Annotated in this window: 12 protein-coding genes; 6 read left to right on the top strand and 6 right to left on the bottom strand. The window is 45.7% G+C overall.

Features of this window, described 5'->3' with window-relative positions; genetic code table 11:
* Positions 1-414 precede the first annotated feature (414 nt).
* On the bottom strand, positions 415-1,116 hold the full coding sequence (locus JFC06_RS06995) for a DNA glycosylase (protein WP_227670102.1): 702 nt from the start codon (positions 1,114-1,116) through the stop codon (positions 415-417).
* Positions 1,117-1,485: 369 nt separating this feature from the next.
* Between JFC06_RS06995 and upp the strand changes: the two genes are divergently transcribed.
* The gene (upp, locus tag JFC06_RS06990) at positions 1,486-2,145 is read left to right on the top strand and encodes a uracil phosphoribosyltransferase (protein WP_114701744.1); all 660 of its coding nucleotides are present in this window, start codon (positions 1,486-1,488) and stop codon (positions 2,143-2,145) included.
* A gap of 126 nt (positions 2,146-2,271) precedes the next feature.
* Positions 2,272-3,024: an SDR family NAD(P)-dependent oxidoreductase gene (locus JFC06_RS06985; RefSeq protein ID WP_198334467.1), complete on the top strand. Its 753-nt coding sequence runs from the start codon at positions 2,272-2,274 to the stop codon at positions 3,022-3,024.
* A 182-nt stretch (positions 3,025-3,206) separates the two neighbouring features.
* Here the strand turns inward: JFC06_RS06985 and JFC06_RS06980 are convergent, their stop codons facing one another.
* Entirely contained in the window at positions 3,207-3,863 is a 657-nt protein-coding gene (locus JFC06_RS06980) for a hypothetical protein (protein ID WP_198334466.1), read from the bottom strand.
* Positions 3,864-4,186: 323 nt separating this feature from the next.
* Here JFC06_RS06980 and JFC06_RS06975 point away from each other — a divergent pair, with 323 nt between their 5' ends.
* A complete protein-coding gene (locus JFC06_RS06975; protein WP_198334465.1) occupies positions 4,187-5,143 on the top strand; it encodes an alpha/beta fold hydrolase in 957 nt (318 codons plus the stop codon).
* 86 nt (positions 5,144-5,229) lie between these two features.
* Here JFC06_RS06975 and JFC06_RS06970 read toward each other — a convergent pair whose 3' ends face one another.
* Positions 5,230-5,460, bottom strand: a complete 231-nt coding sequence (locus tag JFC06_RS06970; RefSeq protein WP_198334464.1) for a DUF1653 domain-containing protein — start codon at positions 5,458-5,460, stop codon at positions 5,230-5,232.
* Positions 5,461-5,555: 95 nt separating this feature from the next.
* Positions 5,556-6,770, bottom strand: coding sequence for a tyrosine--tRNA ligase (gene tyrS / locus JFC06_RS06965; protein WP_198334463.1), 1,215 nt, complete (start codon positions 6,768-6,770; stop codon positions 5,556-5,558).
* A 119-nt stretch (positions 6,771-6,889) separates the two neighbouring features.
* Between tyrS and JFC06_RS06960 the strand changes: the two genes are divergently transcribed.
* From JFC06_RS06960 to JFC06_RS06950, 3 genes are all read left to right on the top strand, one after another.
* A complete protein-coding gene (locus JFC06_RS06960) occupies positions 6,890-8,263 on the top strand; it encodes an anhydro-N-acetylmuramic acid kinase (protein WP_198334462.1) in 1,374 nt (457 codons plus the stop codon).
* Between the two features lie 155 nt (positions 8,264-8,418).
* Entirely contained in the window at positions 8,419-9,798 is a 1,380-nt protein-coding gene (fabF, locus tag JFC06_RS06955) for a beta-ketoacyl-ACP synthase II (RefSeq protein ID WP_198334461.1), read from the top strand.
* Positions 9,799-9,913: 115 nt separating this feature from the next.
* On the top strand, positions 9,914-10,777 hold the full coding sequence (locus tag JFC06_RS06950) for a hypothetical protein (RefSeq protein WP_198334460.1): 864 nt from the start codon (positions 9,914-9,916) through the stop codon (positions 10,775-10,777).
* A 138-nt stretch (positions 10,778-10,915) separates the two neighbouring features.
* On the opposite strand, the gene JFC06_RS06945 is transcribed toward JFC06_RS06950, so the two are convergent.
* Together JFC06_RS06945 and JFC06_RS06940 are read right to left on the bottom strand one after the other, a co-directional pair.
* Positions 10,916-12,733 (bottom strand): aminopeptidase P family protein, encoded by a 1,818-nt coding sequence (locus tag JFC06_RS06945; protein WP_198334459.1) that lies wholly within the window; start codon positions 12,731-12,733, stop codon positions 10,916-10,918.
* Positions 12,734-13,085: 352 nt separating this feature from the next.
* Entirely contained in the window at positions 13,086-14,648 is a 1,563-nt protein-coding gene (locus JFC06_RS06940; RefSeq protein WP_198334458.1) for a peptide MFS transporter, read from the bottom strand.
* Between the last annotated feature and the right edge of the window lie 183 nt (positions 14,649-14,831).

Genomic DNA, 14,831 nt, shown 5'->3' with positions numbered 1-14,831 from the left:
GTGCGTATTATAGACGCTTTTTTTATCAAGTCAAGAAGTATTTTTTATTTAGTTTTAACTTTTTTTCTTGCTATGAAGAGTTGGGTTAAATCTAGACTAGCTGCTTTATCTCCCATAAATGTGATCTATGTTTCTTAATGCAGCTCCCTTCCGACTGGGTGGCATTATACGTGGTTTTAATGTGGGGTCAAGGGGTTATTCTGAGAGTTTATCAAATCAGTTTGATAGACGCCAAATACTAACGCCATTTCAATAAGTTAAGTGTGAAAAAGAATGCTAACTATTTATGAGAGCGGGTGCTTACTGAGTGTTTACTTCGATTAACGTCACTTTTCTCTTCACGCTAGGGACTTTTTATAGACGCTTTCTAGCTATATAAGAGGTTCTAAAGCAGTAAATCCTACAATCATTACCTTATAGCTTACCTATCTTTTTAAAGAAGTCTTTATAGGCCGCGACTTTTTTGTCTAACGCTAAGGGATAAGCGCGTGAAGTAGACGGCAACCTATACAAAGTTAAATCGTTAACGTCGGCTGTTTGGCTATTGTCTGCATTTTGCCATTGATAAGGATAATCCATACTTTGGTTGGTCTTGGGATGCTTTGATTTGGCAATTGGCTCATCTAATAGTCCGAGCAACACTTCAGTCGCTTTACCACCTGTGGTAAATAATGTATTTACCTTTGGTACTTGCGGCAAGATGTTGTCCAAATCTACCGTCGTTACGACGGTTAAGTTTTTATCAGAGGCATTACCCGTCTCCCGAATGGCTTGCTTGACAGTAGGACACGAGGCGATGCCACGTTCAAACATAAAATTACGAATACGGTCAGGGTCAAAACGCTTCTCATCGCCTACTCTAAAATAGTCAGCATCGTCAAAAAACACGCGCCCATAGATACGCCACATATCATTATAAAAGTTAGGATAATGAAAAGACATCGCCCACTTATCAGCAGTTGGTGGAAACGTACCCATCATCATTACGGTGGCATTTGGTGGCAGCACCGGCGCAAACGGATGAGTCTCTACTGCGGCGGCTCTTGTTTCGGACAATATTAGGGGGTTATCTGCCTGACTTGCCTTGTTTTGGTCAGTGTCTGGTCGTGTAGTCATGATATTCTTCATCAGAAAAGTGGTTTTTTTGTTATCATAGCAGGCCTAAATACTACTTCACTTTAAATAGCGCTATATAGTAAAACATAGTCCGCTTAAAACGTGGTCGGCCTAGTTCAGAAAATAATGCTTTATTTCGTCTAAATCGCCGTGGCTTTCATAACGGTTATGTACGCTAACATGATAATTTCGTGAAAAAATACCGTTGCAAAAGCATTCGATGTATTTAGCGAGCTTGATATTACAGCGTTCATCTTACTATTTATGTGCTTAATATAAGGTTAAAGTGCAGTAAGTGTTTGTATCTTTTATACTAATAGCAACCGCAGTAACTGCGCAAGCGTCAGCCCAAAAATCAAGAGAGTTCTTATGAGTGACTTAAACAACGGTTTAAAAATTACGGTAATCGATCATCCACTAGTCCGTCATAAACTCAGCCTAATGCGCGAAAAAGATTGTAGTACTTATAAATTTCGGACGTTGACCAAAGAGCTTGCCCGCTTGATGGCGTATGAAGCGAGCCGTGATTTTGAAATTGAAACCTTCCCAATGCAAGGCTGGTGTGGTGAAATCACTGGGGAGCAAATTATCGGGAAAACAGCGACCATCGTACCGATTTTACGTGCAGGTATTGGCATGCTTGACGGGGTGCTTGATTTGATCCCTACCGCAAAAATCTCTGTCGTGGGTCTACAACGTGACGAAGAAACACTGCAGCCCGTGCCTTTCTTTGAAAAGTTTGTGAGCCACATGGACAAACGTCCAGCCCTTATCATCGACCCAATGCTCGCAACGGGCGGCTCCATGGTTGCGACCATCGAGATGCTCAAGAAAAATGGTTGTACTAACATTAAAGCCTTGGTGTTAGTTGCTGCCCCTGAAGGCGTACGTTTGGTGAATGAAGCGCATCCTGACGTGACCATTTATACCGCCGCGCTAGACAGTCATTTAGATGAGCACGGGTATATCATTCCAGGTCTTGGTGATGCGGGTGATAAAATCTTTGGTAAACAGTTATCAAACAGATAACGCTAGGCCTTTTAGGCTAAAGCCGCAACGTTAATGGCCACGTGTGACTCAGATAAGATAAGATAAGTCGAGCAGTCGCCAAAATCTCATGGTAGAAGCACATAGCATCAATGATAAGGAGAGGTAATGAACGTACTGATTACAGGAGCAAGCGCCGGTTTTGGCAAAGCACTGGCTGAGCGTTTGGTCGCAAATGGTCATCACGTCATTGGCTGTGCCCGGCGCTTAGACAAACTTAACGAGTTGGCTGACACCTTAGGCGAGGCGTTTTTACCTGTGGTCATGGACGTTAGTGACACAGCCTCCCTCCCATCAATCATTGCTGACTTGCCTGACGGCTTTAAGCAAATTGATGTGTTGGTCAATAATGCAGGGCTGGCACTTGGTACAGAGCCGGCCCATAAAGCCAATCTTGATGACTGGATGCGCATGACGGATACCAACGTTAAAGGTTTGATGGCACTGACCCATGCCGTCTTGCCAGCGATGGTGGCACGTGACAGTGGCTATATTATTAATGTTGGTTCGATTGCGGGTAGCTGGCCTTACTATGGCGGTAACGTCTACGGTGCAACCAAAGCCTTTGTAAAGCAATTTAGCTTAAACTTGCGCGCAGATCTGCTTGGTACACAAGTACGCGTGACCAATCTTGAGCCAGGCAATGTCGCTGGTACGGAGTTTTCCAACGTGCGCTATCATGGCGATGATGATAAAGCCGCACAGGTGTATGATGGTTTTAAAACCATGACAGGTGACGATATCGGCGATATTTTATTGTGGCTGATTGAGTCGCCTGCCCACATTAATGTCAACCGTTTGGAGGTGATGCCAGTGGCGCAAACCTACAATGGTTTGACGATTGCCAAACAAGACTCTTAGATTCTAATATTGTCTATAATCGTTAAAAATAAAAGCGTGAGGCAACACAAGCGTTCTGCTGGTATCAATTGTTCTTGCTTTCTGGCTGTTGCAGACAGCCGTTGTAAACACAGGCTGCGAACCCTTCATCCCAGCAATCCCTTAGCGTTTTTAAATCGAACCGACTGTCTCACTTTGTCTGATCAACGTAAATCGTAAGACCGAAGCAATATAGAGTGATCTATATTGCTTTTTTTTATGCCTTCAATGTTTAGCTCATTGACCAAACGCAAATCCTGAAAGTCTAAAATCAGTACTTCATTACGTAGGCGCTCGCTAGTGCGTTTGTTGTGGCGGATTGGAAATCCTAAGACTTGTTTGCCGACAATTCTTACCTGATTGACAATAGTCCTTGAATGACTCATTGTTGCTTTTTCAGCTGTTTTCTGCGCATTTATTACGGCAGTGGCAGGGTTGACGGTGGTGGTTAAAACCTTGGTTTGCCGAACGCTTTTGGGTAAATTACCTGCAAAAAACAACGTCTGCTCTAGCGGCAAATACTGCGCGTGACGCATTAACTCTTGGCGAAATAATGCAGGCATATCACTATTAAAGCTGTCTTCTGCTTGCTGATAAAACGCCGTAAAGTTGCGATGAAGATAACGTCCAAATATGGTGCTATTAATCCATTCTTGATACGTGTCATTGGCTAGCAACTGCTGGGTAAAGGCGTGGGCATCTGGGGTAATATCTGCTGTAAGCATTGCGGTTAAGAGGGTTTGTGGATTCGTAAACGTCTGCTGCTGCCAAAATTGTGGATAAAGACTGCTATCGAGCAGCGGTAATATCGTCTTACTCATACGCTGATATCCTTATTGGCCGACAAATGGAATACTCATCACACATCACACATCACACATCACACATCACACATCACACATCACACATCACACATCACACATCACACATCACACATCACAGTGGCAATTTTTACCGTTAGACAGATTTTATGCTATGGTCATATGGTCATCACGATTGTCTTAATATAACAGTCTTTTATTTGAGTGTGGAAGCTAAGAGCGTTTGATAAGAACAAAGTATGTAACTGATGCACTGTGCAGCAACACCAGCAAAAATGACTTATAGACCTGCCCTTTTTATCCTGAACTGACTGTGCCACTCTATGAAAACAAACCTTCTTTCTCTACCGGCTCACTATCAATTACAGACGCTAAAGGTCGCACTGGCGGATGGTACACTGCTGCCAGTAACGGTCATTGGCAATGGCAAACCCGTCATGATGCTACATGCGTATGGGATGGATGCGCGTGAGTTTTTGCCGTTTATTTTGCCGCTCACTGGTAAATATGCGTTTTATCTACCGCACTTGCGAGGGTTCGGAGCGGCAAAAGATATCGAGCTTCATCAGTTTGATTTTGTGCGTCAGTATGCCGATGATATTAACACCGTAATTGAGCAAATTTGCGTGACTTGCCACATAGAGTCACTACCAGTCGCTGCTATCTCAATGGGTGCGCTCGTGATGTGGGCGTATTTTGAGCGTTTTGGCTTGTCACGAGTCAGTCGCTATTTGAATATCGATCAGAGCCCTGCTATTCATAATCAATTGGACTGGCAAGGTGGACTGTTTGGAAAGCAGCAACAAGAGAGGTTTGAGGTCTTTCATGAGGTGGTAGATCTGACACTGCCGTATGCTAAGCTCGATAGCTTTACGCACTTGCCTTTTACTCTCAAACGGCGCGTCACAGATGTCGAGCGTTCGTTTTCCCTATTGTCAGTAAACCGTCCGCGCTCAAAGGCCATCGTGCACATATTGACCCATCAACAAGATCACAAGTTGGTATTTTATGACCACAGCACGTGGCAACATAAGATGTGCTGCCTACAAGCCTATTTGGCGCTACCCTATGATTTTCGGCCCGCTATAGAAGACGTGACTATTCCAGTGGTCAATCTTATCGGTGGTCGCTCCAAACTATATGACCCCATATGGCAGCAAAAAATCACACGGATGCTTCCCAATGCTCGCGAAGTTATATTGCCGCGCTCAGGTCATGCTGTGCCAGTGGATGAGCCAATTGGCTTTTATAAGATATTAAAAGCGTTTTTGCGAGAGTAGTTTTGAATCTGAATAAAAAAGCGACTCCAAAAGTCGCTTTTTATTTGTTTCATGTGCTATCAAAATAGTTAAGAAAACGTTTAAACTTAATTCGCCAACGCTTGAATCAATTCAAATCGTGGTATCTCTTTACCCTCTACCGATACCGTTTCAGTAAACATCGCAAGCGGTCTGACCCAAACGCCATACTCTCCGTATAGACAACGATAAACAACCAATGTTTCTTCGGTCTCTGAATGCTGCGCGGTGTGCAGCACTTGATATAGGCTGCCTTTATAGTGGCGGTAAATGCCTGGGATTACGGTTGGTTTGGTCATTATTCCACTCTAATTTTGCATGTTTTCAAATAGCCTATAAGTAAGGTCGGCGATTCATGCCGACCTCCTTTTTGTTCTGTATATTAAATACTATATTAACCTACTGTCACTTTTGCATACGCCTTTTTGCCTGCTTGAATCACAACCGTCTGACCTGAGCTTAAGCTAAAGCCAGCATTGACCTCTTCGCCATCGACTTTTACCGCATTGCGCTTTAACATATCTTTTGCCGCAGCACTATTCTTAGCCAAACCAGCTTGGTTTAATATCTGGGTAATAAATAACTCACTTTGAGCTTCATCTAAGGTTAATGTCACTTCTGGTAAATCCACTGGCAGCTCACCATCGGCAAGCACATTACCGGCTGATTTGTGGGCGTTGGCAGCCGCGTCAGCATCATGGAAGCGCTCGATTAACTCTTCGGCCAAAATACGTTTGATTTCTTGAGGATTGCGCCCCTCTTCCATCTCGCTCATGAGACTTTCGACGTCTTCCATGGGTTTAAAACTTAAAAACTCAAAGTAACGACGGATCAAAGTATCTGGCATTGACAGAATCTTTTGGTACATTGTGCCCGGCGCATCGTAAATGGCGACATAGTTGCCGAGTGATTTAGACATTTTATTCACGCCGTCCAATCCCTCTAAAATAGGCACGGTGATACAAACTTGTGACTCTTGGCCGTAACGTCCTTGCAGGGTACGTCCCATTAACAGATTAAAGGTTTGGTCTGTACCGCCAAGCTCAACATCGGCTTTTAGAGCGATAGAATCATAGCCTTGCACCAGGGGGTAGAGAAACTCATGGATAGAGATCGGCGTTTGCGAGGCATAGCGTTTAGAAAAATCATCACGCTCAAGCATCCGCGACACCGTTTGCTGACTGGCCAACTGAATCATGTCGGCTGCGGTCATGTCGTTAAACCACTCAGAGTTAAAGACCACACGGGTTTTGTCTTTATCCAAGATTTTAAACACTTGCTCGGCATAGGTGGCCGCATTGGCCTTGATTTGCTCGTTGGTCAATGGCGGACGCGTGCTGTTCTTACCAGAAGGATCGCCAATCTTGGCGGTATAATCGCCAATTAAAAAATAAATCTCATGACCCAAATCTTGAAAGTGCTTGAGCTTATTAATCAAAACCGTGTGTCCTAAATGCAAGTCAGGGGCTGTGGGATCAAAACCTGCTTTAATACGCAACGGACGATTTAGTTTAAGCTTGGCGACTAAATCTTCTTCAGATAGGATTTCTTGCGTCCCGCGCTGGATAAGAGCAAGCTGTTCTTCTAGGGTGTAGGTTTGAGTGGTCATGATGATCTCTTTATTGTCTTTATCGAAGGGTAAAAGCACGTGGGCTATTTAAAATCTCGCAGCCGTCAAAAAATGTTAGAATTTGGCAGATATACTAGCGTTTTTTAAGGTAAATTGCCATGACCAACCCTGCATCGATTGCTGATACCCCTCATAATACTCACACAGATTTAAGTTTAAATAGGGCGTTAGACAATCATCCAGACGATGTTGAAGACTTAAATTACGCCAACCTGAGCGAAGCACTCGAACAAACCGTGTTTGAAAACTTCGATGAGGGCTTGTATATCGGTATGATGTCAGGGACGAGCTTAGATGGGATGGATGCCGTGCTCTGTCAGTTTAATAATGACATGAGTCACGAAAAAGATACCGAGCAACCCATGCGGTTGCTGGCGACATATAGCCAAGACTTCCCGCCACGACTGCGTGAAGTATTATTGGCGCTCTGCCAGCCCAATGGTGTAAATCAATTAACACCAGCAGCGGATGAACCAAGCAGCGAGCTGGACTGGTTCGGCTGGGCAAGTCGTGAGTACGCTGAATTTGCCAGCGACGTGGTCAATGCCTTGTTGCAGCAAGCAGGTACAGAGGTAGAGGCCGTTTTAGCGATTGGCTGTCATGGGCAAACCGTCCGCCATCGTCCGCAGATGGGCTTTAGCTTGCAATTGGTCGATGCCAATATTATCGCTGAACGTACTGGTATCAGTGTCGTCAGTGATTTTCGCCGCCGTGATATGGCGGTCGGTGGCCAAGGTGCGCCATTGGTACCCGCTTTTCATCAAGCACTCTTTGCCACCCCTAATAGCACTCGGGTGTTGTTAAATTTGGGCGGTATTGCCAATATAACGGTGCTGCCCTCGACTGCTAGTGACACAGCAAGCAATCATCCGTCAAAGAGTGTGGTTGGTTATGACACCGGCCCTGCCAATTTGTTATTAGACGCGTGGACAGCATTGCACACCGATAAAGATTATGATGACGGCGGCACATGGGCACAGTCAGGACAAGTCGTCGAGCCGCTGCTTAATCAACTTTTAGAACATCCATTTTTTGATCGTCCTTATCCTAAAAGCACGGGCCGTGAAGACTTTAACCTAACATGGTTACAAAATGAGCTACAAAAATTCGATCAAGCGTCTGTGTATGTACGCTACTCGTCAGCGGACGTGCAAGCCACTTTGACCGAGCTCACCGCCGTCAGTGCGAGCGCACAAATCAAACCATTTTTAAATAAAGATGGAGAAGCATCTGGTGCCGTCTATGTGTGCGGTGGCGGTGCGCTTAATCACTACCTAATCAAGCGTTTGCAAGCGCACCTGCCGCACTGCACAGTAGAAACCACGGCAAGTCTAGGCCTTGAGCCAACATGGGTGGAAGCGGTCGCATTTGCTTGGCTAGCACGGCAAACACTGATGGGTGGCACAGGTAACTTGCCAGCGGTTACTGGGGCAAATAAAGGCGTGGTATTGGGGCAAGTTTGTTTTGCCTGACCAGTTAATTTAAGTTTACATGCGTAAACTAATGTGTTTTATAATGGTTGCCAAGATACTGGGATAACGCTATAAATAGTGTACGTTGTCGCCTTACCTATAATAGTAAAAGAAAAACATCATCCTCTTAGGACCATCAGTACAGGATATATCGCATGAGCCAACACAGCAGTTCACCTAACGCGCAAGCTACCAATCCTACTGGCGCAGCCCCTGCGCATAACACGCGTCATAAGCCACCACACTACGAGCGCCCTGATGATATGCGAGTTGTGGTGACAGGGATGGGCGCTATCACACCACTTGGCCTAGACGTTGATAGCTCATGGACCAGCCTACTGAATGGCGACAGCGGTATCGCGCCGATTACGCATTTTGATGCGACAGACTATCGTGCTCAAATTGCAGGTGTCGTCAAAGACTTCGACGCCAAGCAATACATGAATGCCAAAGATGCTCGCCGCTATGATGATTTCATACATTATGGTATTGCGGCTTCTGCCATGGCGTTAAAAAATGCTGGATTTATCGATGAAGTGAGTGCTGCTGACGCCCCTGTGCCCGATGCCGATCAAGAACGTTTTGGTATCATCTTAGGATCAGGTATTGGTGGTATTCAGACCATTGAAAACAGTCGCGACACCCTGCGTGAAAAAGGCGCTACAAAGGTCTCGCCTTTTATCATTCCAGGCTCTATTGTCAACATGGCCGCGGGCTTGGTAGCCATTAAACACGCTTTAAAAGGCCCCAATCTCGCCACATCGACTGCCTGTACCACCGCCACCCACGCTATGGGTTTGGCTGCCCGTTTGATTGCCTACGGTGATGCTGATGTCATGCTGGCTGGTGGTAGTGAAAAAGGCTCAAGCCCACTTGGCATGGCGGGTTTTGGGGCCATGCATGCCCTCTCAACCCGCAACGATGAGCCAACCAAAGCGTCACGTCCTTTTGACAAAGACCGCGACGGTTTTGTACTTGGTGATGGTGCGGGGGTGGTGGTGTTAGAGAGTCTCGCCCATGCCAAAGCGCGCGGTGCGACGATACTGGCAGAACTGGTCGGATTTGGTATGAGTGATGATGCCAGCCACATTACTGCACCGCCAGAAGATGGGAGCGGCGCGGCTCGAGCCATGCGCAATGCGTTAAATGACGCTGGTATTGATCCCTCTGCGGTTGGTTATGTCAATGCCCATGGTACCAGTACCCCTGCAGGCGATGTCGCCGAATCGATAGCCATTGAAACGGTATTTGCGCCAGTGAAAGACAGCATATTGGTCAGCTCAACCAAATCAATGACGGGACACTTACTTGGTGCCGCTGGTGGTATTGAAGCCATATTTACGGTACTTGCCCTACAGCATCAGCAAGTACCACCAACCATTAATTTGGATAATGTTGAGGACAACTGTAACCTCGACTATGTGGCTCACCACGCGCGTAAAGTTGATAATTTGCAATACGCTGTCTCCAATAGCTTCGGCTTTGGTGGTACCAATGGCTCATTGATATTTGCCCGTTGGCCTGTCAATCACTAACCTATAATATTTGCAGCGCGTGCCGTTGTAACGTTGGTGTCAGATTTGCTACGTTTGTCCACTTGCAGCCCCTTATCGTACTTGCGTATGATAAGGGGTAATTTTTGGAACATTTATGGAAGATACCATGTCAAGCTACTCGTTTTCCCACCAGTTTTATCAGCGCTGGACGTGTGCGCCTGAACCTATTCGCGCCGCCATCACTCAAGAGCTAAAAGACATCACCACCCTACTACAAAATGAGACGTCTTTTGAAAGCTTCGTTTTTAACACGCATGACTTAGATGCTCATGTCGATGAGCTCTATGACAACCACGAGGCCGAGCAAGCGATTGCTAAAGCCATCACTGATAAACAAAACCAAGAACGTGCTGCTGCCGAAAAACAACGATTAGAAGAAGAACAAAAAAGACAGGCGACAGAAGAGGCCAAGCAAAAAGAAGCAGACAAACTAAAAGAAGACACCAAACAACGTGACACAGCAGAAGCCGCACAAAAAGAAGCTAAAAAAAGCGCGCCGCTAGTAACGAATAAGGACAATCATAATGCATCAGCAGCAGACGTTGATGCAAATGAGGCCGATAAAGTAAAAGTAACGGCTGAGAGTAACGATTCGGACACCAGCAAAAGTACATTTGCTAAAAATAGCGCTAACCCCAAAACCATTAGCGAACATGCTGACGCTGTTAACGATAGCGCTATCAACCATGACAATGATACCAGCGATAACCACCTCAAAGCTATTCATGATACAGCCAGTGCAGCGATCAGCTTAGCCATAAAAGACACGACATTGAGCACCGCCCATCAAGAACTAATCCGCGAGCTAGAAGGGCAGATTGATGACTATCTCAGTGAGCAGATGATGCTGATGTCTGAGAACCTAAAGTCTTGGCTACGGGCGGAATTGACTCAACACTTAGATGAACAAGGTGCGTCAGTCTCTAACGAAGAAGTCGCTAAGAAAAACGCACACTAGTTATTAGCGCGTTGTTAATATCACAGACCCCTCTAAAAAACGATCAAAACTCTAGAAACTCTAAAATAAATACCAAAAAGCCCCATCCATCAATGAACGGGGCTTTTTTATGCTCAATTAACAGAGCGTCACGCTGTCTTAGATCGCTTTGGTACGCTCGGTTAACCACTCAAGCGCCGCGCCATCAACGCGATCTTTTAGCTCTGCATAAACTTGGCTATGATAGTCGTTTAGCCAATCAATCTCTACTTGATCGAGTAATGAGGGCTCAATCAAACGCGTGTCAATTGGACAGTAAGTGATGGTTTCAAAGTGTAAGAAATCACCAAACTCTGTCTCAGTAGGATTGGCCACTGGCGTATTGATGACCAAGTTTTCGATACGAATGCCCCACTTGCCTTCACGGTATAAACCTGGCTCATTGCTTGAAATCATACCTGCTTTCATGGCGCGCTCTTTTGGCGTACTGGCACTATAAGCAATGACTTGTGGGCCTTCATGTACGTTTAAGAAATAGCCAACGCCGTGGCCCGTACCATGACCATAATCCATTTGGGCTTGCCATAATGGCGCTCGACAAATCGCATCGATTAACGGTGATAAGATACCATCAGGGAAATGGGCACGAGCTAAAGCAATGTGAGCCTTTAACACCGTGGTAAAGTCACGTTTGTGCGCTGCGTTCACTTGACCGATACCGACCACACGAGTGATGTCAGTGGTGCCGTTTTGATATTGGGCACCGGAGTCAATCAGCAATAATCCGCCTTCGCCTTCACTCACGTCAAGATAGCTAAATTTTTCTGGCGTCGCGCGGTAATGTGGCAAGGCACCATTTTCATTAAAACCTGCGATGGTTGGAAAACTTGGCGACACATAGTGTGGTTGCTGACTGCGTACCTCGATGAGCATACTATCAACATCCAGCTCACTTAGACGCTCACCCGCATTCAGACGTTGCTCAAACGTGGCAAAAAACTCACATAGAGCCGCCCCATCTTGACGCATGGCCTCACGGACATGATCGATGTCAGCGTCAGACTTAACCGACTTAAGCAAAGTGCTTGGTGCCATCTGCTCAATAAAGCCCACATCATCTGCCATTTTCGATAGTGTACCTACCGCCACTTTATTTGGGTCTAATAACAATAAGTCTTCTGGCGTCAATGTCCCTAACGCCTCTTGCACAGACTCATAAGCGGCAAGGGTGATACCGCTCTCTTGCAAACCTTTGGCAATCTCAGCGCGGACTTTATTGGTATCCACAAACAATGTCGCACTGTCTGCGCTAATGAGCATATGTGCCAAAAACACCGGATTATAATCAACATCGGCGCCGCGTAGATTGGTGAGCCAAGCGATGTCATCTAAGCTCGAAAGCAAGTGATGCGTCGCTTCTGCATCTGCCATACCATCGCGCACCGCGGCAAGTTTTGATGTGGCAGACTGCGCCACAAACTGCTCATCGTGTGCATACAGTTTGGCGGCTGGCAACGCTGGGCGCTCCGTCCACATGTCTGTCAGTACATCACGCTCAGTGATTAAAGTAATGTCATTTGCATCAAAAGCATTTAACAGACGATCTTGCTCAGCGATAGACAGCACATTGCCGTCCACTGCCACACTATCACCTTCTTGTAAGTGAGTCGCGAGCCAGTCGATATGATTTGGCTGACCGGGGGCAAGCTTCTCCAAACTGATACCCGTACCCTCTAGCTGGTCAGCGGCATGTACCCAATAACGGCTGTCCGTCCACAGACCCGCAAAGTCCGCTGTTACCACAAGCGTACCCACTGAACCTGTAAACCCTGACAACCAAAGACGTGCCTGCCAATACTCTGGTAAGTACTCAGACAAATGTGGATCGGCAGACGGCACGATAATCGCCGTTAGGTCTTGTGCGGTCAGAATCTGACGCAAGCTCTCGATACGTTCATGGATGATTTGTTTATTCATGGAGTGTGTCCTTATTGATATTGATTTTAGAAAAATAGGATTGTGAGGCGACTATGGTTAGTCGTCTTATTCGAGCGGTAACATTAAATATAGACAATGAACATTCGAAAATAAGCGTTAATAAATAAGCATTAATAAGTAGTCAGTAAAAATAGCCCAATCAGTTAGGACTGATATTCTGACCACAGACCTCATTAGAGGTTTGGGCAAAACCTAGGCTTTCAATAGCCTGAAAGAAAACGCTCACCAAGTAAAACAATAAAACGTGTTACCAGTGATGGTAACACGTCTCATCATTCGTCATTGCCTTATGCAGGTTGCATTGTCAACGACTGACTAAAAACTCTATTCGTTAACTGACTTGATCTGCATGCTCACTTTTTTTCAGCATATTATTGATAGGTTTGGCTAATGCCAATAACACGACCGCCGTCACCACCAAAAAGATGGTCATAGTCGTAAACAGCGTTGGTAAGCCTTCGATTTTATCGGCTGAAACATGACCACCAAAGAAAGCTGCAACCAAGTTACCCATAGCGATAGAGGCAAAGAAAAGCCCCATCATCTGGCCCTGCATGCCTTTTGGTGCAAGTTTAGTCATCGACGACAGGCCAACAGGACTAAGCGCCAACTCACCAAGCGTCAGCAGCAACAAACTACCTACTAACCACAGCGGTGAAGCCAAGCCACCATCGCTATTCAAGATGCTTTTTGACGCAAAAATCATCAGCGTAAAGCCGGCTGCTGCAAGCAGCATACCAAGCGCGAATTTCGCCATACTGCTCGGCTCAAGTCCTCGGTTACCAAGCTTGACCCAGATAATACTAACGATAGGCGCTAGTAACAAAATAAACAAAGGGTTCAATGACTGGAACCAAATACTTGGTATCTCAAAACCTAAAACATTAAGGTCCGTATAACGATCAGCAAACAAGTTAAACGACGTTGGCTGCTGCTCAAAACTTGACCAAAATAGCGTCGAGCCAATGATTAAGATAAAGCAAATCAGTAGACGCAGTTTGTCTGTTTTATCTAGGCGCGGTGAAATAAACATAATAGCAAAGTACGATATGACCACGGCTGCGATGATATAGGTCATGTACTCCGCAACCATTTCAGGGTTGAACGCTATCGTACCAGTTGAGACTAGCAGCACGACTGCCACGAGCAGCCCAACAAAACCTGCGACCCAAAGCCCTATGTTTTTATAGCGATCATTAGAGCGCTCCCACTCAGCGGTAATACCTTTGGCTCGCGCATAGCGCGTTAAGTTCTTTTGTGCAGCAAAACGATAGACCAATAAGGATACCAGCATACCAAGACCACCGACACCAAAACCTACGTGCCACATGCCTTGTTCTTTAAACACCCCGACGATAAGCGCGGCCAATAGCGCACCAATATTGATACCCATGTAAAACAAGGTAAAGCCGCCATCACGGCGCACGTCCCCTTTAGTATAAAGAGCGCCGACCATCACCGAGATACAGGTTTTAAATAAACCTGAGCCTAAAACAATACATATCAAACCGACGAAAAACAGCGTCATACCAAACATGGCCGAGAGTGCAATACACAAGTGACCAAGGGCAATGACAATACTCCCCCACCACAATGCGCGCTCTTGACCGAGCCAGTTATCTGCCAACCAACCGCCCGGCACGGCTGCCAAATATAATGAACCAGCGAAAATACCATAAATAGCTGACGCGGTGACCTCATCGAAGCCAAAACCACCGCTGCCAACTGTCGCTACCATAAAGAGTACCAATAGCGGACGAATACTATAATAAGAAAACCGCTCCCACATCTCGGTAAAAAATAGCGAGCGTAATGGCTTGGGATGTCCCATAAAACCATTATCTAGTGCTTCTAGTTCAGCAGCACTAGCCCCTGATTTTGTTTCTGTACTCATAACTTTATTCCTTTAAAGACCACTGTAGTCATGACCAAACCTCTAATTATTTCGTTAAGCGGTCATATAGGCGCATTATTGTTTCATTTGGTTATAATCAAGTAAAGAAAAAGTTGGCTAATAATTACACAAATACTCACAAAAAAGCTCGCTCTCATGTGAGAGCGAGCTTTTATTTTTTAG

The sequence above is a fragment of the Psychrobacter namhaensis genome (assembly GCF_016107545.1).
Lineage (GTDB): Bacteria > Pseudomonadota > Gammaproteobacteria > Pseudomonadales > Moraxellaceae > Psychrobacter > Psychrobacter namhaensis.
Note: the sequence above shows the minus strand (reverse complement) of the source record. Positions and strands in the feature narration are given on the sequence as shown.

Excerpts from the sequence above, each read along its gene's own strand:
- JFC06_RS06995 (WP_227670102.1), bottom strand. The coding sequence starts at position 1,116 with ATGACTACACGACCAGACACTGACCAAAACAAGGCAAGTCAGGCAGAT.
- upp (WP_114701744.1), top strand. The coding sequence starts at position 1,486 with ATGAGTGACTTAAACAACGGTTTAAAAATTACGGTAATCGATCATCCA.
- JFC06_RS06985 (WP_198334467.1), top strand. The coding sequence starts at position 2,272 with ATGAACGTACTGATTACAGGAGCAAGCGCCGGTTTTGGCAAAGCACTG.
- JFC06_RS06980 (WP_198334466.1), bottom strand. The coding sequence starts at position 3,863 with ATGAGTAAGACGATATTACCGCTGCTCGATAGCAGTCTTTATCCACAA.
- JFC06_RS06975 (WP_198334465.1), top strand. The coding sequence starts at position 4,187 with ATGAAAACAAACCTTCTTTCTCTACCGGCTCACTATCAATTACAGACG.
- JFC06_RS06970 (WP_198334464.1), bottom strand. The coding sequence starts at position 5,460 with ATGACCAAACCAACCGTAATCCCAGGCATTTACCGCCACTATAAAGGC.
- tyrS (WP_198334463.1), bottom strand. The coding sequence starts at position 6,770 with ATGACCACTCAAACCTACACCCTAGAAGAACAGCTTGCTCTTATCCAG.
- JFC06_RS06960 (WP_198334462.1), top strand. The coding sequence starts at position 6,890 with ATGACCAACCCTGCATCGATTGCTGATACCCCTCATAATACTCACACA.
- fabF (WP_198334461.1), top strand. The coding sequence starts at position 8,419 with ATGAGCCAACACAGCAGTTCACCTAACGCGCAAGCTACCAATCCTACT.
- JFC06_RS06950 (WP_198334460.1), top strand. The coding sequence starts at position 9,914 with ATGGAAGATACCATGTCAAGCTACTCGTTTTCCCACCAGTTTTATCAG.
- JFC06_RS06945 (WP_198334459.1), bottom strand. The coding sequence starts at position 12,733 with ATGAATAAACAAATCATCCATGAACGTATCGAGAGCTTGCGTCAGATT.
- JFC06_RS06940 (WP_198334458.1), bottom strand. The coding sequence starts at position 14,648 with ATGAGTACAGAAACAAAATCAGGGGCTAGTGCTGCTGAACTAGAAGCA.